Source organism: Cyanobacteriota bacterium, from assembly GCA_027618255.1.
In the GTDB taxonomy this organism is placed as follows: Bacteria; Cyanobacteriota; Vampirovibrionia; order LMEP-6097; family LMEP-6097; genus JABHOV01.
The window spans coordinates 1-18,626 of record JAQCFG010000039.1 but is presented as its reverse complement, the minus strand read 5'-3'; the positions used below and the strand labels follow the sequence as shown (position 1 = coordinate 18,626).

Below are 18,626 nucleotides of genomic sequence, written 5' to 3'. Positions count from 1 at the left end.
TCACTACATCAAAGACCAGTTCCAAATCCTAAGAGCTGGCGCTTCGATGGCAGGCAAGGATTATGGACCGAGACTTGTAACCAAGTCAGGGAATGGGGATTTGGAAATGGGCAATAGGCAACTAACGATTGCCGTGCCAGGTAAATTCACCAGTGCGTTTCTAGTCTTGCAAAAATATTTAGAACTAAATCAGCCAAAACTTAAACCACAATATCAATTTTGTTCATATAACGAAGTCTTTGACTTACTAGAATCTAATCAAGTAGACGCTTCGCTTTTGATACACGAGTCTCAACTCAAATACCAAGAACATGATTGCAAACTAATTATAGATCTTGGCAAGTGGTGGTTTGAAAAATATCAATTGCAAATGCCACTTGGTTGCAACGTAATCAACCGTGACCTCGGTGAAGAAACTATCCAAGCAATTGATTCAATACTTCAAGAATCAATTCAATGGGGACTCGATAACTTTGAAGAAGTACTAGAATACTCACGTAACTTTGCTAATAATAATCTCGATGATAATGCAGCAGCAAAATATATCAATATGTACGTAAACCAATCTACAGTTGCTCTTACAGAAGATGATTTAAAATCAATTGATATATTATTGTCTTATAAAAGTTAAGATACAAGAATTGGATCTGCTAGTTTTGCTTGTGACGGAATCTTTTCTGCTGTTAGATCCCCTTTTAAAGCTGATTCATCCAACTGAACAACTAAACTATCAATAATTTCTGCTGTTGGTTTATTTCTATAGATTTCAATTTCAGACATTACTCTATCATGATTAGCATGTTCACCAGTTAGCTCTTCAGTCATAGCCTCAAAAATTTGATAAGCCTGAGCATCACTAACAAGTTTGAGCATTGCTTTAGACATTTCAATTTTGGCTTCTAGTCCAGTATGCCCCAAACTATCAATCTCAGCTTTTGCATCTTTTAAAGCATCAATTTGTTCTGGCTCAAGAATAGTATTCATTAATTCCGATACAGATTCTACTTCAGGTCTGTTACTTAAGTAATCAATAAAATTGTCAACATCTTGCGGCTGAGCTTTTTGTGCCAGCAACCAACCTTCATGTCTTGCATTTGTTCTAGGTTCAATTTTTGGTAAAACCACTCGTCCATTTGTTAAAACTGTTTGATCTGCTTCAGGACGAACTCTACTAACCGTATTTGCTACCATATGGGCAATGTTAACACTTGTCTTGAAAGCTCTCAAGCAATTATAATTAAAAATGCTTAAGCTTGCTGCAGCGATTTAAAATAATCAATACTCATAGCAAGTCCTTGTTCTAGTTCAATCTTAGGTTGCCAGTCAAGTAACTGCTTGGCTCTTGTAATATCAGGCTTGCGTCGCTTAGGATCATCCTCTGTTAATGGCGCAAATATCAACCCTGAATCAGATGAAACAATTTTCTTGATCTTGTCAGCCAGTTCAAGCATAGTAAATTCATGAGGATTACCAAGGTTGACAGGCTCATGGAAATCTACTGACATCAAGCGCACAATTCCTTCAATCAAATCATCGACATACTGAAAACTACGAGTCTGTAAGCCATCACCAAATACGGTTATGTCTTTACCTGCAAGTGCCTGGGATAAGAAACTACAAACAACTCTACCGTCATCTACTCTCATGCGCGGACCGTAAGTATTAAAGATACGAATAATTCTGGTGTCGATATTATGCTCTCGATAATAAGCCATAGTGATGGCTTCAGCAAAACGTTTGGACTCATCATAAACGGCACGAGGTCCAATTGGATTTACATTGCCAAAATAGCTTTCTGGTTGCGGATGCACTAAAGGGTCACCATAAACCTCAGAGGTACTAGCCAAAAAGAATTTGGCGTTTTTTTCACGAGCCAAACCAAGAGCGTTGTGGGTGCCCAATGAACCTACCTTGAGAATTGGAATAGCAAGTTTTTTGAAATCAACTGGAGAAGCTGGACTAGCAAAATGCATAACCCAATCAAGCTCTTCTTCAATTGATATAAACTCAGAAACATTGTGATTAATAAACTTGAATCCAGGCACTTTAAGTAAGTGCTCAATATTGGCTGTTCTTCCCGTAACTAAATTATCAAGCACAATGATCTTGTTGCCATCTTTAATAAGACGATCAGCAAGATGTGATCCAATGAAACCCGCACCACCAGTGATTAGGATGGTTTTGTTCATGCTCTTCCCATTCCAATATAGGTAAAACCTAGCTCTCTCATCTTTGATGGTGAGTATTGATTACGTCCATCGATAAAGAGATTACCGTTCATTCTAGCAAGAAGGTCTTTCATATCAAGATCAAGGTATTCTTGCCACTCAGTCACAAGGATCAAAGCATCAAGTCCCTCGGCAAGCTCACATGCATTATTGACATAACTAAGCTCGAAACCTGGATTTTGTACTTTGCAATTCTCTATTGCGATAGGATCGGTTGCTACAACTCTTGCCCCAAGCTTGATTAAGGCTGCTGCAATATCAAGAGCCGGCGCATCACGTAGATCATCTGTATTTGGTTTAAAAGCGATTCCCAGTAATCCGATTTTTTTGCCTTTGATGATTTTCAAATGCTCTTGCAAGCGTTTGATTACCAAATCACGCTGGGCATAGTTTATCTTTTTGGTTGCTTTGAGCATCTCAGGATTGTAATTATATTCTTCAGCAATCTTGATCAAAGCATCTACATCCTTGCCAAAACAACTACCGCCCCAGCCAATTCCAGCATTTAAGAAACGATGACCAATACGCTCATCACTACCAATACCTTTCATGACTTCAAGAACATCTGCTCCAACAAGATCACAGATATTGGCCATTTGATTAGCAAAACTAATTTTGCTGGCAAGGAAAGCATTAGCACTATATTTAATCATTTCAGCGCTGGTGATATCAGTAGAAATCACTTCTACTTTGCCAAAATTCTCTGGTCTCGGACAAAAATCTAGCGCTTCAAATTCTTGTTCACTTAAAACACGATAAAGTCCTTTGAGTTTATTTGCAACTTCTTGATTATCAGAACCAACAACTATTCTATCAGGATATAAAGTATCAGCAATCGCAGAACCTTCTCTCAAAAACTCAGGATTGGAAGCAACTGAAAAATCAAGCTTGGTTAAAGTACTTGTATGTTTACTGGCATCAGTAGCACGTAGAGCAATTCCATTCTCAACAAGCATTGCAACCCAATTACCAGAACCAACAGGGACAGTTGACTTATTGATTACAATAGCTCCATCTTGCATATATCTACCGATAGTTTCAGCAGCAGATTTAAGGTATTCAAGATTGGGCTCACCGTTAGCTTGAGGAGGGGTTCCAACAGCAATAAATATAAACTCACCGTGTGAGATCACTTCGCACGCATCAGTAGAAAAAATCGGATATTTGTTTTTTGCTTTGCAAGCGATTAATAATTCTTCTAAATGAGGTTCATAAATCGGTACTTTACCTTGTTTAAGGTCTTCGATTCTTTTTTCATTGATATCTAGGCAAGCTACATCATGTCCAAGGAACGCAAAACACGTCGCTGTTACTAAACCTACATAGCCTGTGCCTATTACACTTACACGCATAGAGCATAATATATCACAGAATTGGGAGCTGGGGCTGAGTTACAAGCTCCTAAACCGTCGTTATCCAATGAAATTCATGCTTCTGATGTTCACGCCGTTTTGTTGGTTTTTCTTAATAACTGTAGTTTGTGGCTTAGCTACCATTTTGTGTAGCTTTACTTTAGTTACAATCGTTTCATTTGAAGAAGAAACAACTACTGCGTCAACAACATCATAATTTATTTTAATTTTGTGTTCTTTAATCATATTTATCCTAATATTTGACTTGATAAACCAAATTTAGTTGGATCAACTACCTGTCCAAGTGGTATAGCATTCGATCCTGATCCCAATCCTGATCCCAATCCTGATCCTAATCCAGATTTGGTATCATCATGTCTAGTAATCGTACGGTTGCCTGTTCTACCAGCAACTATATGACCGGACCCACCTCCTGTGACTCCGCGAAATCTTCGACCTCCCTCGGCTTGAGTTTGAACTGGACGTGTTCCAAGTATGTTCGAACTGTTTGAGCCTGCTTCCGCACTTAAATTTATATAAAATAGATTGAGTTCATTGTCTCCACTACTAAGACTAATACCATCTACACCAAAAATCTCTTGCATCTCAGCGAGTAGTGGTGAATCACTTTGCATTGCAATTATATTTGAACCATCTGCTGCAATTTCTATTGAATCATTATTTGCAGGGCGTGTATCAGTCAAAGCTGTGCCCCTAGCGCCCATCATGTATCTTGCCATAAAATCTATATCATATACATCAACTGGGTTTGCCGGGTTTGCTACATTATTGATTTTGTCATTAGTACCAGTACCATCAATATCATAAATTCCTCTCGCAAATCCTTCTGCAAGTTTGGCTTCAATATCAGCTTGAGATTTAGTTGCACCGTTCATGTCGATATCAGTAAACAAATCAGCTCCGCGAGCACCTTTATTGTAACGGTGAATCAAAAGTAAATCAGTTTCTGGTTTAGCACTGCCCGTGCCAGTCAGATCCAAGAAACCTTGTTGGTCTATATGATTCATGTAATCATTTAATTGCTTGCCAAATGGTCTTTCAGCTAAAACAAATGGATCAGGCTTTCTATCAGTAGAAATCAAAACAGGATTTGCAATGTCACTTATGTCACTTACCGTAGTGATTCTAAAGCCTTGTTCATCAGTAACTGACTTCGTTTCAAGGGTTCTACTAGAAGCTGTAGAGTCAGCTGCTATAGTTGTAATAGTTGACTGGTAGCCACTAGTGAATCCAGCATCATAACCTGTACTTGTGTTTGCAAGAGCTTGATGAGTTTGTGTTTCAGATGAGCCATCTGCAAAGTTGGTACTTGAGTTAAACAACTGTCTACCGTTGTCATTAGTGACATTGGTAGCTGTTAGAGTTGAACTAGAAATATGAATTGGATTTTGTGGGTCAGTGGTATCAAGAGTAGTGGCACTAAGCACACCTTCAGCAATTGGATTAATCAAAACAGAAATAGTAGATGATGATTGAGCTGTTCCGTTTGCATCAAACTCAGTAGTTGAAACTCTGTGACCACCTGGTTTACCATCAGCTCCCTTAGGAAAAAACGCAAATGATGATTCACGACTAGTACCGTCTGCTCTATCTAGTACCTCAAGTAATTGACCTTGGTCATTAAATCCAGTTTCTAATAGAGATGAATCTGCAAAATTAACTGTGGTGAATGGGCTTGGAAGATCATAATTTGGTAAGCCTAATAGTGGGCTAGGTTGGTTTGCACGAGGGGCTTGAGTTGCAAAATTAGTATTAGTATTAGTGTTTCTTCTAGTGGAGTTTGATCCTCTACGTAGAGCTGAAGTTCCTTGAGTTCCTGCAACTCTTGAATTAGCTCCAATACCACGTTGCATTCCGCCTCTTGCACTATTAATAGAATTTTGTGCACGTAGTCTACGATTAACAACTTGATTGTTATCGACAGTGTTAGGACGCTGTGCAAGGTTAGCACTAGCATTAGTTAATATATTTAAATTGGTTATATTATTTGCCATTTGCCCCTCTCCTGTCCCTCAACAAATACATAAAAGCATCTCCAGGTTAACGATCAGTTATAATGAGAAAAGCAATGACAGAGATAGTAATTATTGATTATAAAAACGGCGGAAACCTCTTTAGCGTCAATAACTCTCTTGAATCCATAGGTGCAAGCACCCAGCTTAGTTCAGACCCCAAAGTCATTGAATCAGCAAGCAAAATCGTCTTTCCAGGAGTAGGTAGTTTTGCTAAAGCAATCACTAGTCTTCAAGAGCTTGGGATTTACGATGTTTTGATCAAAAAGATCCAAGAAGATACACCGGTATTGGCTGTTTGTGTTGGCATGCAAGCTTTGTTTCAATCTTCTACCGAAACAGCGAGCTTCGGCGATATCGTGAAGGGAATGGGAATTATAGCGGCAGATGTAACTAAGTTTGATCAAAAGCCTGGAATTAAAATCCCGCACATGGGCTGGAACTCAGTTCATAACCACAACCCAGAGAACCCAATATTTAAAGGCATTGCTCAAGATGCCCACTTTTATTTCGTCCATAGCTATAGAGTTGATAATCAAGAACTAACTGGCTACTCCAAAGCAACGACAGATTACGGGGAGCAGTTTATAAGTCATATTTGGAATGGTAAAAACTTGTTTGCTTGTCAATTTCACCCAGAGAAGAGTGGGGAAGTGGGTTTGCAGTTATTAGAGAATTTTATGAGACACTAGATATCCAAATCTTGAACATCAAATTCTACAAAGTCAATACCCATATCATTGATACAATCACGCATCATTTCAGCCATTTCCATGTCTCTGGCTTGCTTTCTATAAGCTGGTTCTAGGTAAAGCTCCTTGATGATTGCTTTGGTTTTAGTTTTGCGTTTGGGGTTATTAGCGTCAAGCGGCGCAATTTGCATATAAGCAAATCCAAAAATCTCTTCAACCGTCTCAAAGACAATCACACGACACGCTCTTGTTTTGATTAGTTTAAAAATATACTCGTTCCATTTGAGACCTGACTTTGTTGATTCATCAGTCCAGTGACTATTGCCACGCATCTGTTGAATCATTGTCAAATTAGCCCAAAGCTCAACTACTCTATCCTTGTCATACTTAGACTCAAGAGCTCTGATATTGTACTTAGAGTCTAGTTCTGAACTAGCTTTACTTATATCTCTAAGTTTTTTTTGTGTTTCACTTAACATTTATTTGACCCAGAAAAGACCGATGTTGATATTGTCTTTAAGACCTGTTGCAAAAGTTTTGCTTAAGCGTAATCAGTTCTATTGAACAATACGCAAAACAATTTTTGCTAGAGTTATTAAGGATGGGTTTGCCCAGTCCTGATAACTCTATTATAGCAAACCTTTGCCTTGATTATAAAAAGCAAAAATATGGCGCTATTTGAGTTAAGAGACGGTTAAATGTCCCAAAATGTTCTTAACCTAAGCATAATAGACATCCTGCAAAGCGAAGTTTGGCAAGTGATTTCAACAAGCAAACTAATTCATCATCCACAAAGTTTGAAAATTCAAATTACTCAACATTGAAGAAATATTGAGATCTAACATGTCCTCAAGTCCAGATAGCTTATTCATCTTCCAAGTCTCAACGAATTTAATGTCTTTAGCATCATAAGAATATTGGTTTTGTAAAATATCACGAGTAGCTTGCTGGGCGTCCGAGTAGGAACCTAACTCATCAACTAATGACTTTGCCAGAGCTTGACGTCCAGTGTAAACCAAACCCTCAGCAATGGATTCAAGTTCTGTTCTGTCAATAGCTCTGCCAGCTGCAACATCATCAAGGAACTGATCATAACTATCAGCAAGTAAAGCATCCAATATTGTTTTTTCTTCAGGAGTCAATGGACGTGTTGGAGAACCAAGATCTTTATACTTACCCGCTTTAAATGTCTGATCCATAATTCCTAGTTTGTCCAGTAGTCCTTTGAAATTAAGTGATGAGCTGATTACACCAATACTTCCAGTCAGCGTACCAGGGTTAGCAACAATGTGATCGGCTGCGCTTGCAATATAGTAACAACCACTAGCGCAAACATCACTCATCGAGACAATCACGGGTTTATTGATAGCTTTGAGTTTTTGTACTAATTGATAAATCTCTTGACTCGCTGCAACCGTGCCACCTGGACTATTCATGCGCAGCAAAACTGCTTTGGTTTTTTTGTCTTCGATAGCTTTATTTAATTGATCTTTGACATAGGCAATATTGAGGCTACTAGAAAAAGGGCTTCGTGATTTAAAACTATCCATTATCATTCCTTCAAGCCCAATCACAGCGACTCGATCAGAACGAAGTTGACTTAGGATTTCAGATTTAGAGTTATCTTCTGAATTATTTTTCTTTATGAGATAAAGTCCAAGAACTAAACTCAATAAGCAAAAAATAACTAGGCTTGCTGCAATAATTGACTCTTTGACTTTAGTTAAACTGTTCATCGTTATTAGACTTTCAGCAAAAGCTCCTTTTTTCTTCATTAACGTAACTAGTGCTTAGCACCGTTCCGACATTATTTTGTCGACATCACTAGCAAAACTTCGCTTTGTTAGTGATGTCTATTTGAGATTATAGCTTAGAGCTGATGTAAAAACAGAAACAAGTCTAAGAAAATACACAAAAGCACTAGCTTATGCTAAATTTATTAACGATGATTAAAGACAAAATCAGAGCAATGGTTTTAGCAGCAGGAGTTGGCTCACGCTTGAAGCCATTAAGTGATAAAATCCCTAAACCACTTATCAAGATAGGCGGAAGGACAGTGATGGATCATATAGTTCTGTTACTCAAGAGTCATGGCATAACCGACATAATTTCAAACACTCATTATTTAGCTGATCAAATTCATGATCATTTCAAAAACGTCAAAGAAGAACATGGCATTGACATTCAATTTATCTACGAAGAAAAACTCAGTGGAGTTGCTGGTGGCATAAAGCGTTGTGAAGATTTCTTGAAACAATCAACAGCTTGTATCATCATGGGAGACGCCCTCACAGACATTGATCTAACAGACATCTATCAGAAGCACAAAGCAGCGGTAGCCAAGCATAATTGCATTGCCACAATTGCACAAATGCAAGTAGAAGATAGTTCACATTTTGGAGTAATCGTAACAGATTCATTATTAAATCCAGAGAGTGAAAGCCCAAACCGCGTCGTCAAGTTTCAAGAAAAGCCCAAAGCAGAGGATGCACTATCAAACTGGGCAAACACTGGTGTATATTTTTTCGAACCACGCATTTATGATTTCATCCCAAATGCCAGCGAAGTTGCTGTCTATGACGTTGCCAAGGATTTATTTCCAAAACTCTTAGAGCAAGGAGAATATATCCAAGCAATATCCGTAGCAGATGATTCTTACTGGGCAGATCTTGGGACACCAGAACAATATCTACAAAGCTTGAATGACTTAGCAACAAGCAAAGTCAACTTGGATCTCGGTGAATCAATTAGTAGCAAAGCATATATCAGTAAAGATGCTGACTTGGAAGGCAATAACGAGATTGGTGCAGGAGCAAGGATATTAGGCAATAGCCGTATCAAAAATTCAGTAATCTGGGACAATGTTGAGATTCCAGACGGTTCTGTGATTAAAGACTCAATAATTGGTCCTAATTACAAGCTAGAATCATCAGAAGCTATAAGCAACATGGTCTTAGCTAAGCTAGATTAAGGATTTTTAATACAGCTGCTTCATTTATACTTGCTTTTTGATGATCTAATATAGTAATATAATATATAGACACAAGAATCCCCCCCGCTATGGGTTTCGATCTATAGCGGTTGTGTCTACTTTTTAAACATCAAAAGCCTCCTGAAAAGGGGGCTTTTTGTTTATTAAGGTGCGATTAAGTAATTTTCTGTAAATACCTACGTGATTAAGGCTATATATACTCAGAATCAAGAGAGGGTTCGGAGAAAATCGAAATGACGGACAAGGTTCAATGACAGATAAAAACAACAATAATCCAATATCATCACAAGCTAGCAATAGACCAGTTTCGAAGCGAAGTTTCGATTTACAGGCCACTCAAAAAAAGCTAGCAACCGGAGATAATTCCAACAGTAGAAACAAATCTAACTATAGCGAAGAGTCAGAGATGAAAAACTTTTTGATGGGTCTTAAACATAAGCTAAATAATGAAGAGTCTGAAGAATCAAGAAACCAAACACCACGCTTTGCAGAGCCAAAGAAATCTGTTTCAAACAAAGTAATTTTTGAACTTGATGAGAGTGAAATCAAACAAATTACCAATGCCTAACGTAACAGATAAGGATAGCAACCACAACGAATAGACCTCTTTCGAAACCGAAGGTTTCGTGTAATGAGGTCTTACAAAAGACCCAAAATCGAAGATTTTGGTAGAGTTCTTTCGGACCCATTTATGGGTTTCGAAAGAACTCTAATGTTGCAAGTTGCTTTAAGGATAATTCCGACTTTTGAAGTGAGTCTAATGAACTAATGGGAATAATGTTAGAGTAGACTTGAGAAAAGGGTTCCACTAACATGAAAATAGGTATACCAAAAGAAATACTACAAAACGAAAGTAGAGTTGCAATAACACCTGCTTGGGCAAGGACTCTAACTGAATTAGGACACAAAGTCCTGGTGGAAACCAAGGCGGGTATCGGTAGTAGTTTTCATGATGCAGATTATATACAAAACGGCGCACAAATCATTAATACAGCAGAAGAAATTTTTGCAAAAGCGGATATCATAACCAAGGTTAAACAACCGCTTGGTTCAGAAATAAAAATGCTCCGTGAAGGACAAATTATTTTTACCTACTTGCACTTAGCTGCTGATCCAGACTTAGTATCAGGACTTGAAGCAACAGGAGCTCACTGCATTGCTTACGAAACAATTGAAGATCATCTTGGTCGTTTACCTCTTTTGCAACCAATGTCAGAAATCGCAGGAAGAATGTCAGTGCAGTTAGGAGCAAGATTCTTAGAGAGAGGAGAATCCTCACTAGGAGGACATCCAGGTCGTGGAATACTTTTGAGCGGAGCTTCAGGTGTACCGCAAGCAACCGTCACAATTCTTGGAGCTGGCATCGTAGGTAATGCAGCACTTAAAATCGCGGTGGGCATGGGAGCTTACGTACATATATTTGACAAAAACATTCATGCGCTTGGCAAAATCGATGACATGTTTGGCAGTAGAGTTACTACCATTTATAGTACATCAGCTTCAATTGAAGAAGCGATAATTAAGTCCGATTTGGTAATTGGAGCAGCTTTAATCAGCGGCAAAAAAGCACCAATGCTAGTCACGGAAGATATGGTACGCAAAATGCGTTATGGTTCAGTAATTGTAGATGTTGCAGTTGATCAAGGTGGTTGCATTGAGACCAGTGAAGTAACCAGACATGATGAACCAATCAAGATTAAGCACAATGTGCTTCATTATGGAGTAGCCAATATGCCTGGCGCAGTGCCCAACACCAGTACCCATGCACTTTGCAACTCAACCATGCCTTATTTAATTAGACTAGCCGACAAAGGCATGGAAGCATTAAATGATGATCCTGGTTTCAAAAAAGGTCTTAATGTTTCAAGAGGCAAACTATTAATAGAGTTAAGCTAAGCCATGTCAAAACAAGAAATACTAACAGGAGCTGAACTTATTTCCAGAGCAGCAATGGATTCGGGAGTTGATTTTTTTGCTGGTTATCCGATAACACCGGCTTCAAGTATCTATTCAATCATGCTCAGTAAATTACAAGCTCAAGGCAAGCTTGCTATTGGCACCAGTGATGAAATCTCAGCAATCTGCATGTGCATTGGAGCAAGCATGCGCGGCGCCAAAGCAATGACAGCAAGTTCTGCACCTGGAATCTCACTGATGGTAGAAAATATTGGTTATGCTTTCGCCACAGAAACTCCTCTCTTGATCGTACACGGTCAAAGACTCGGTCCTAGCACTGGAGCTGCTACTCAATCAGCCGAAGGTGATATTAGTTTTGTACAACACTTGATATCTGGCGGTTATGAAATTCCGGTCTTTGCGCCAAGTTCAATTCTGAATTGCTACGAAACCACAATCAATGCAATTAATTGCTCAGAGAAATACCGCTGTCCGGTAATTCTATTGACTGAAAAAGATATCATTATGTCATCGACAAATATCAGCGTAAACACACTTGACGAGATTAAAGCAAAGTCGATAATTGTAAATCGTAAACAAAGAAGTCCTGATAACGATCAGTCTTTTAAGACTTATGACTTTAATCGATTGGAGGAAGTGCCGGAGTTTCTAGCAACAGGTCTTGGACTAGAGGATCGTGTAGTAGCAACAGCGTCAACCCATGACAAGGCCGGACGACTACTAAAAAACTCAGCAGAGGTTTTTGAAGTAATAGAACACCTTGCTGCCAAAATCCAAACAAACAAAAAGCACTTTAGTAGCTACAAACTAGATAAAGAAAGCGGAGCCACAGTAGCCATTATTAGTTTCCTTGCTTCTGATCTTTCAGCACGAGAAGCAGTTATCCAGTTGCAAAAAGATGGTCATAAAATAAATCACTTGACTTTGTTTAGTTTGTTTCCAGTTGCAGATTTTGCAATCAAAGAAGCCATTAAAGGCTGCTCCAAAGTAGTGATCCCAGAAGTTAATATGCAAGGGCAGTATGCTGAAATCATTAGACCATTGCTTGAAGGCAAAGAACTTATCAAAGTGAATTCACTAGCGGACTTGATTGAGCCAGAGAGAATAATTGAGGGCTGCAAATAATGTACAAATACATGGTCGACTTGCCAGAATTCCCTTACTGCAATGGTTGCGGGCATACTTGGATTAATAAATCACTAGGTCAAGCACTTGAACTGCTCGGCGAGAAACCAACAAAAATAAATCTAGTAACAGACATTGGTTGTGTTGGCTTAGTTGACAAGTTATTTTTAACAAATACAATTCACACAACTCATGGTAGAAGTACGGCTGTAGCTACAGGCATGCAACTAGCTGACACAATACTCTTTGATAATGATGCTAAGCATATTGTGATGATAGGAGATGGCGGCTCGACCATTGGTCTCTTGCATCTAGTTGAAGCAGCCAAGATCAATTGTGATATCACCGTAATACTGCATAACAACTTTGTTTATGGCATGACTGGCGGGCAAAACTCTGGACTCACTCCAGAGCACTTCAGAACAGCAACAACCATGGAAGGCAATCTTAGTCCTTCACTGCAAATAGCCAAACTACTAGAAGCCGCGCATGCTCCGTATATCTCACGCAAACTAGCTACCGATCGAGATCTTGATCAAGCGATACTTGAAGCTATTAAATATCCAGGTTTTGCATTAATTGAAATTATCGAGCTTTGCACAGCTTATGCAACAAAATGGAACCCAATGAGCAAAACGGACGTAGCGGAAATTCTTGAACGCATAGATTCCGGGGTGATGGGTGAGATTGTCAAAAGAGACGACCGCAAAACCTATAGCCAAAACTACAAGGCAGTTTATCAAGCTAGCCAAACTGAAGCCCCGCGCAAAACAATCAAAGTTAATGCTAGTCACAAACTTGATAAAGCCATATCTATCGTGGTCTCCGGCTCGGCAGGTGAGGGCGTGCAATTTGCCTCTAAACAATTTATAGTGCAGGCTGTTGAGCAGGGACTCAACGTCGTACAAAAAAACGATAACCCGGTGACTATCAGTACTGGATTTTCGCTTACTGAAATCAAAATCTCGAGTGCTGAGATTTTGTACTCGGCAATTACTGTGCCAGACTATCTTTTAATCAGCTCAGCAGATGGTTTAACAAGAGCTGCTAATTACCTAGAAAACATAATCAATTCAAATCAAGAATCTATTTTAATTCTTGATTCCAATCTTATAGAGCTTTTTGATACTTACCTCAAACAAAGAGGACTCAATAGACATCCTGCAAAACCCCGTTTTGCTAGTGATGTCGACACAAAAAAGGTCGGAACGGTGCGGCGCACTAGTTCCGTTAGTAAAGATAAAGGGAACTTTCGCAGGAACTCTAATAAAGATCAATTCCAAATCATCAGTGATGATTACCGTGGTATGAATAAAGATCGCAGATCGATTAGTATTGAGATGCTCAAAGTGGTTAATCAGAGGATTGGTTTAGCTATCAGTTGATGGATTCATAGTTTCTTAACCAAATATCTTTAAGAACTTCTTCTAGTTTAGACTCAGCGGCAACATCACCAGAATAAAGTCCAATTGGCATAACGGAGTCTATTCTAATCAGAGAAATAGATTGAGATTTCAAATCAGGGACATAAGACATAGTTACAGATCGTATTTTTCTATTATCATTATAAGTAAAACTACTGGAAGCTCTTTGTTCATCAACCAGAGTTTCTGAACTTTTAAAGTCTGAGACACTAGTATCATTAGAATTTAAAATATCTGCTAGCTCATCATGCCGAGCTGATAATTCATGAAATTGTGTAATTGCATCAAGGTCAGCTCTATAATCATCACTCAACAAGGCAAACATCGTATTTAAAAAAGGAATTAGTAAATTATTTCGTAATAAAGCAGCAGATAATTCTTTGAGTATAGATCTTGATCTATTAGATCCTGGAGCTTTACTAAAACTCTGTCCAGTTCTAACTAAGTCACTTGTTTTAAGATTCTTAACAAAATCACTTACTAGCGATGAACTTGATGTGACAGACATAAACACAATCTTATCTAAAAACACAAGCCGATTACCAAGATTAAGTAGTTTTAATAAAAAACCTTGATCTTGGTGTTATTTTATAGTCCATTCAGGGGATAATATTAAAATAAGAATAAGAAGCGTGAATTGTGGGGGGTGGGACGTGTTTTATTAAAAGTATTTCATCTAGAAGGTTAAAAAGCAGAGATGCCCGTAAGGGATTTGCCGATTATTAGAGTGTGAATATTCTCCGTTCCTTCATAAGTGAGTACCGATTCTAAATTACACATATGTCTCATAACGGGATATTCTGCGGAGATGCCATTGGCGCCCAGAATGTCCCGACTTTTTCTAGATACATCTAATGCCATCCGAACATTGTTTCGTTTGAGCATTGAAATATGCTCAGGCTTGATAGTGCCTTTTTCTTTTAAGCGAGTAATATGCAAGGTCAAAAATTGTGCCTTGGTTATTTCTGAAATCATATCAGCCAGACTCAATTGAATTAATTGATGCGATGCAATTGGTTGATTATTAAATTGCACTCTAGTCATTGCATAGTCAAGAGCTGTCTGGTAGCAAGCCATAGCCGCTCCAATAGAACCCCAAGCGATTCCAAGCCTAGCGGAATTGAGGCAAGTAAACGGTGACTTAAGTCCGTCAGTCTTCGGTAATAAATTTGTTTCAGGAATTATACAATCTGCAAAAATCAATTCGGAAGTTACAGAAGCTCTTAGCGAATGCTTATTGGTCATTAATTTAGTACTAAAGCCCGGACTATTTTTTTCAACAAGAAATCCTCTTATGCGGCCATCTAGCTTAGCCCAAACGACTGCTATATCAGCGACAGAGCCATTGGTGATCCACATCTTGGCACCATTGAGTTTGTAGCCATTCGGTATTTTTTCAGCTCGAGTTTCCATATCAGAAGGATTGGAACCATGGTCAGGTTCAGTCAAACCAAAACAACCAATCGCCGTGCCAGCTGCCAGTTGAGCTAACCATTTTGATTTTTGTGCTTCGGTTCCAAACTCAGAAATTGGCAACATCACCAAAGAAGTTTGTACTGAATTGAATGAACGCATCGCTGAGTCAGCAGCTTCTAGCATCATATTAATTAATCCATAAGCAACATAGCCAAGCCCAGGACAACCATGCCCTTCAAGCGGCGCACCCAAAAAACCCATGGCTCCAAGCTTCGGGATAAGCTCAGCAGGAAATTTGGCTTGCATATAGCACTCATCAATAATCGGAATGATTTCTTTATTTACAAAGTCCCTGGTATTGTTCATCACCAAAACTTCTTCCGAGCTCAAGAGGCTCTCTAATCCAGCAAAATCAACCAGTTTTATTTTCTGCATAATCACATTATATACCTATAACAGGAAAGTTTAAACTCGTGCAATTACAGCAGTATTCAATTGATTTTATGAGCTGGGCATCTAGCCCAACTTAACATGAGTTCCTAATATTTTGGAGTAAATCTAGCTAAAAAGTTGGGCTGGATGACAAGCTCCTAGCCGTTACCAATTTCATAACCAATTCCTCTATCAAAAGAACTAGGTTGTCTTGGGTGATGCTTATGACTATTCATAGAACCAGGAGCTTGACGTGGCGGTTCATTTTTCGCCATCAATTTATTTAAGTCAGAACGAAGTGAATTTACTTCTTGACTAAGTTTGTCAATTTGTTCTTGTTGAGACCGATCTGGACTTGGTTTAGCTTTAAGTTCATCCTGACTGCGTTGTACACGCATCTTACTTGCCATCACCCATGGATCATTGTCACCATATCTTGGTTGAGATTTTTGTTCTTGTTTAGGTTTTTGATCCTCAACAATTACAGCATCAACAATATCTCCGAAGCTTCCTTGTTTATGATGGCTAGGCTTTTTACCAAATATCTTTTGATCTCTATTAGCGGAACGTATGCCTTGCACCGTTCCGATCTCTTGTGCGTCGACATCACTAACAAAACCTTGTTTTGAAGAATGTCTCATTGTGTTGTTTTTTAAATCATTTACACGTGATGATAATGCATCAGTGTTTTTTAAATGCAGGTTTCTAACAACGGGCCTGTCGCTCGAAGCAAAAGGGTTATTCTGATTGATCCCCAATCTATTAACCATGTATATAATTTATAATTTTAAAGTTAAGGCAAGGTTAAGTAGAGTCATATATACAAGTGGAAACTTGTATATGGCATTGATTACAAGTTAAATATTTCTTAGAGACAAAGTCAGAGATGGATTGCTATAGTAGTAGTCCCCCTGATTTTAAGGGATGGGCGATAGCCCCTATTTTCAAAACTTGACCTTAAGCCCAGAGCACTAGCTGCTTTGATTGTAATACACATGACAAATACACTTATAGAACAAATAGCAAATCCGATTTCAAATGAAGTCAATCAGGAAACAAGCCCAAAACCCTATACCAAAGTAATAAATCCAGAACACCAAGCAATATGGCTTAAAGTACTTGAGCAATTATCAAAAAAACTCAGAAAGCCTAGTTTTGAGACTTGGATCAAGCCAACACAGTTGCAAGACATTCGTGATGATGAAGCCATAATTGCTGTTAAAAATGACTTTACCCGTAACTTCATCATGCAGACTTACCAAAAAGATATCTTAGAAGCGCTTAAAGAAGTCGAAGCCAAATCAATGTCAATCCGTATTATCATTGATCCAGAGCTAAAACCGATTCAAGAGACCAATTCACAAGTGCAAACTAGTTTTGCCGATTTACTACCAAATTCAGCTCTCAAACCAAGTAATAAGGTCAAATCAAGATTACACAAAAAATTATCGTTTGAGAACTTGGCTGAATCGGGGTTTAACAAAGCGTCTATTACATTTGCAAGAGCAACTAGCTTGAATCAAAGTGGTCTATACAATTCGCTATTTATTCAATCTGAACCTGGCTTAGGCAAGACCCATATATTAAACGCAATTGGTAATGAGTTAATAGAACAAGAACCAGCAACTAGAATCAAATATTGCAAAGCTGAAGAGTTTACAAATGAGCTGATAATTGCAATACAAAAGCACACAACCCAAGAATTCAGAAACCAATACCGTAACTTGGATCTACTATTGTTTGATGATTTTCACTTCCTTGAGAACAAAAAAACCTGCCAGGAAGAATTCTTATACACATTTGAATCTCTAGTGAATTCAGGAGCAAGAGTAATTATCGCCTCACAACAAAGGCTCGAATCACTGAATATCTCAAAGAACCTAAAAAACAAGCTCAAAATCTCCTTAATGAGCCAGATTAACAGCCCCAATTTTGAAGATAGAGTCTCTATACTAGAAATTAGGTCTAAAGAAGCTGGAATTGAATTAAGCAACTGTCAAAAAGAGCTTATTGCAAGAAAATATCCAGATAGTATAAGAGAACTTGAATCTGCATTATTTCAAATCAACGCTCACACATGTTTTGCTGGAGAAGAGCTTGATGATGAATTAATTTCAAGACTATTTGGTGGTATTGGTGATCAGCCTCAACACAAGGGACTTAGTATTAAGGCAATAACGGATGCTACAGCAAGTTATTTTTCACTAAAGCCAAAGGAGCTTATCGGCAAGAGTAGATTGCAAGATATTAGTAAATCTAGACATATCGCAATATTTTTAAGCTATAAATTACTGTCAATTAGCTATTCAAGAATTGGAGAGTATTTTGGTGGTCGTAAACACAGTTCGATCATTCACTCTCTCAAGGTAATTGAACAACAACTCTCATCCAAACTACCTAGTGCCTCAGGTCTTCGCTCAATAATTGAAGATATCAAGTCACAAATCGTGTAATAAAACCTCAGACATGGGTAGATTATATCTATGACTGTTATGGCACATGATAAATACACTAAAGAAAATCCTTATCTAACAAAATTACTAGAAAATTACCGTTTAAATAACGAAGGATCAAGCAAAGACACCAGACACTTTAGTATTTGCCTAAATAATAGTGGAATTGAATATCTTCCCGGTGATGCATTATATGTTTGTCCAGAAAATGAAGACGGATTAATTATGAAATTATTTGGCTTGCTTGAACTTAGTAAAGACAAAGAATCTGAATTTAATAGATTTAAAACCAGCGTCAATATCACTAGAGCTAGCAACAAACTTTATAAATTAATTGAAACAAAATCAAATGGCAAGTATGAAGCTAAGGCTCTTGCGGAAAGATTTAATGGTTATTCAATTCCCAATCTACTTAAAGAACTGAAGGCAGAAGAACCGAGTCTGATCATTACAAGTGATGAGTTAATAGACAATTCTTCAATGTTACTGGGCAGGGCATATTCAATTGCAAGCTCACTGAGCGCGCACCCTGGAGAAGTACATCTTTGTATTGCAAGAGTAG

19 protein-coding genes are annotated in these 18,626 nt (G+C 38.3%); 9 read left to right on the top strand and 10 right to left on the bottom strand.

Annotated features, from left to right (window positions below; all coding sequences use genetic code 11):
- Positions 1–631 (top strand): ABC transporter substrate-binding protein (locus O3C63_06480; GenBank protein MDA0772573.1); only part of this gene is annotated, 631 nt, incomplete at its 5' end.
- Here the strand turns inward: O3C63_06480 and O3C63_06475 are convergent.
- The 5 genes from O3C63_06475 to O3C63_06455 are packed head-to-tail and all read right to left on the bottom strand — an operon-like array spanning position 628 to position 5,595.
- Entirely contained in the window at positions 628–1,191 is a 564-nt protein-coding gene (locus O3C63_06475) for a hypothetical protein (GenBank protein MDA0772572.1), read from the bottom strand. The two genes, O3C63_06480 and O3C63_06475, sit on opposite strands and share 4 nt — an antisense overlap.
- A gap of 56 nt (positions 1,192–1,247) precedes the next feature.
- Positions 1,248–2,189, bottom strand: coding sequence for an SDR family oxidoreductase (locus O3C63_06470; protein ID MDA0772571.1), 942 nt, complete (start codon positions 2,187–2,189; stop codon positions 1,248–1,250).
- Complete coding sequence (locus O3C63_06465) at positions 2,186–3,580, bottom strand: UDP-glucose/GDP-mannose dehydrogenase family protein (protein ID MDA0772570.1); 1,395 nt, start codon at positions 3,578–3,580, stop codon at positions 2,186–2,188. The genes O3C63_06470 and O3C63_06465 overlap by 4 nt, the downstream gene beginning before the upstream one ends.
- 60 nt (positions 3,581–3,640) lie before the next feature.
- Positions 3,641–3,826 (bottom strand): hypothetical protein, encoded by a 186-nt coding sequence (locus O3C63_06460; GenBank protein MDA0772569.1) that lies wholly within the window; start codon positions 3,824–3,826, stop codon positions 3,641–3,643.
- Positions 3,827–3,828: 2 nt separating this feature from the next.
- A complete protein-coding gene (locus O3C63_06455) occupies positions 3,829–5,595 on the bottom strand; it encodes a hypothetical protein (GenBank protein MDA0772568.1) in 1,767 nt (588 codons plus the stop codon).
- Between the two features lie 74 nt (positions 5,596–5,669).
- Here O3C63_06455 and hisH point away from each other — a divergent pair, with 74 nt between their 5' ends.
- The gene (gene hisH, locus O3C63_06450; protein ID MDA0772567.1) at positions 5,670–6,305 is read left to right on the top strand and encodes an imidazole glycerol phosphate synthase subunit HisH; all 636 of its coding nucleotides are present in this window, start codon (positions 5,670–5,672) and stop codon (positions 6,303–6,305) included.
- Here the strand turns inward: hisH and O3C63_06445 are convergent.
- Complete coding sequence (locus O3C63_06445) at positions 6,302–6,784, bottom strand: hypothetical protein (protein ID MDA0772566.1); 483 nt, start codon at positions 6,782–6,784, stop codon at positions 6,302–6,304. The two genes, hisH and O3C63_06445, sit on opposite strands and share 4 nt — an antisense overlap.
- A 297-nt stretch (positions 6,785–7,081) precedes the next feature.
- Positions 7,082–8,080: a signal peptide peptidase SppA gene (sppA, locus tag O3C63_06440; GenBank protein MDA0772565.1), complete on the bottom strand. Its 999-nt coding sequence runs from the start codon at positions 8,078–8,080 to the stop codon at positions 7,082–7,084.
- A gap of 170 nt (positions 8,081–8,250) precedes the next feature.
- On the opposite strand from sppA, the gene O3C63_06435 reads away from it, so the two are divergent.
- The 5 genes from O3C63_06435 (at position 8,251) to O3C63_06415 (ending at position 13,724) form a co-directional block, all read left to right on the top strand.
- Positions 8,251–9,276, top strand: a complete 1,026-nt coding sequence (locus tag O3C63_06435; GenBank protein MDA0772564.1) for an NDP-sugar synthase — start codon at positions 8,251–8,253, stop codon at positions 9,274–9,276.
- A 271-nt stretch (positions 9,277–9,547) separates the two neighbouring features.
- Positions 9,548–9,865 carry a hypothetical protein gene (locus O3C63_06430; GenBank protein ID MDA0772563.1) on the top strand — a complete coding sequence of 106 codons (318 nt, stop codon included), beginning with the start codon at positions 9,548–9,550 and terminating at the stop codon, positions 9,863–9,865.
- Positions 9,866–10,110: 245 nt separating this feature from the next.
- On the top strand, positions 10,111–11,193 hold the full coding sequence (gene ald, locus O3C63_06425; GenBank protein MDA0772562.1) for an alanine dehydrogenase: 1,083 nt from the start codon (positions 10,111–10,113) through the stop codon (positions 11,191–11,193).
- Between the two features lie 3 nt (positions 11,194–11,196).
- Positions 11,197–12,339, top strand: a complete 1,143-nt coding sequence (locus O3C63_06420) for a hypothetical protein (protein ID MDA0772561.1) — start codon at positions 11,197–11,199, stop codon at positions 12,337–12,339.
- Entirely contained in the window at positions 12,339–13,724 is a 1,386-nt protein-coding gene (locus tag O3C63_06415; GenBank protein ID MDA0772560.1) for a thiamine pyrophosphate-dependent enzyme, read from the top strand. The genes O3C63_06420 and O3C63_06415 overlap by 1 nt, the downstream gene beginning before the upstream one ends.
- On the opposite strand, the gene O3C63_06410 is transcribed toward O3C63_06415, so the two are convergent.
- From O3C63_06410 to O3C63_06400, 3 genes are all read right to left on the bottom strand, one after another.
- On the bottom strand, positions 13,717–14,271 hold the full coding sequence (locus O3C63_06410) for a hypothetical protein (protein MDA0772559.1): 555 nt from the start codon (positions 14,269–14,271) through the stop codon (positions 13,717–13,719). The two genes, O3C63_06415 and O3C63_06410, sit on opposite strands and share 8 nt — an antisense overlap.
- A gap of 176 nt (positions 14,272–14,447) precedes the next feature.
- A complete protein-coding gene (locus O3C63_06405; protein MDA0772558.1) occupies positions 14,448–15,614 on the bottom strand; it encodes an acyl-CoA dehydrogenase family protein in 1,167 nt (388 codons plus the stop codon).
- Between the two features lie 155 nt (positions 15,615–15,769).
- Entirely contained in the window at positions 15,770–16,252 is a 483-nt protein-coding gene (locus O3C63_06400; protein ID MDA0772557.1) for a hypothetical protein, read from the bottom strand.
- 354 nt (positions 16,253–16,606) lie between these two features.
- Here O3C63_06400 and dnaA point away from each other — a divergent pair, with 354 nt between their 5' ends.
- The gene (gene dnaA, locus O3C63_06395) at positions 16,607–18,064 is read left to right on the top strand and encodes a chromosomal replication initiator protein DnaA (GenBank protein MDA0772556.1); all 1,458 of its coding nucleotides are present in this window, start codon (positions 16,607–16,609) and stop codon (positions 18,062–18,064) included.
- Positions 18,065–18,094: 30 nt separating this feature from the next.
- A partial coding sequence (locus O3C63_06390) for a hypothetical protein (protein ID MDA0772555.1) occupies positions 18,095–18,626 on the top strand: 532 nt, incomplete at its 3' end.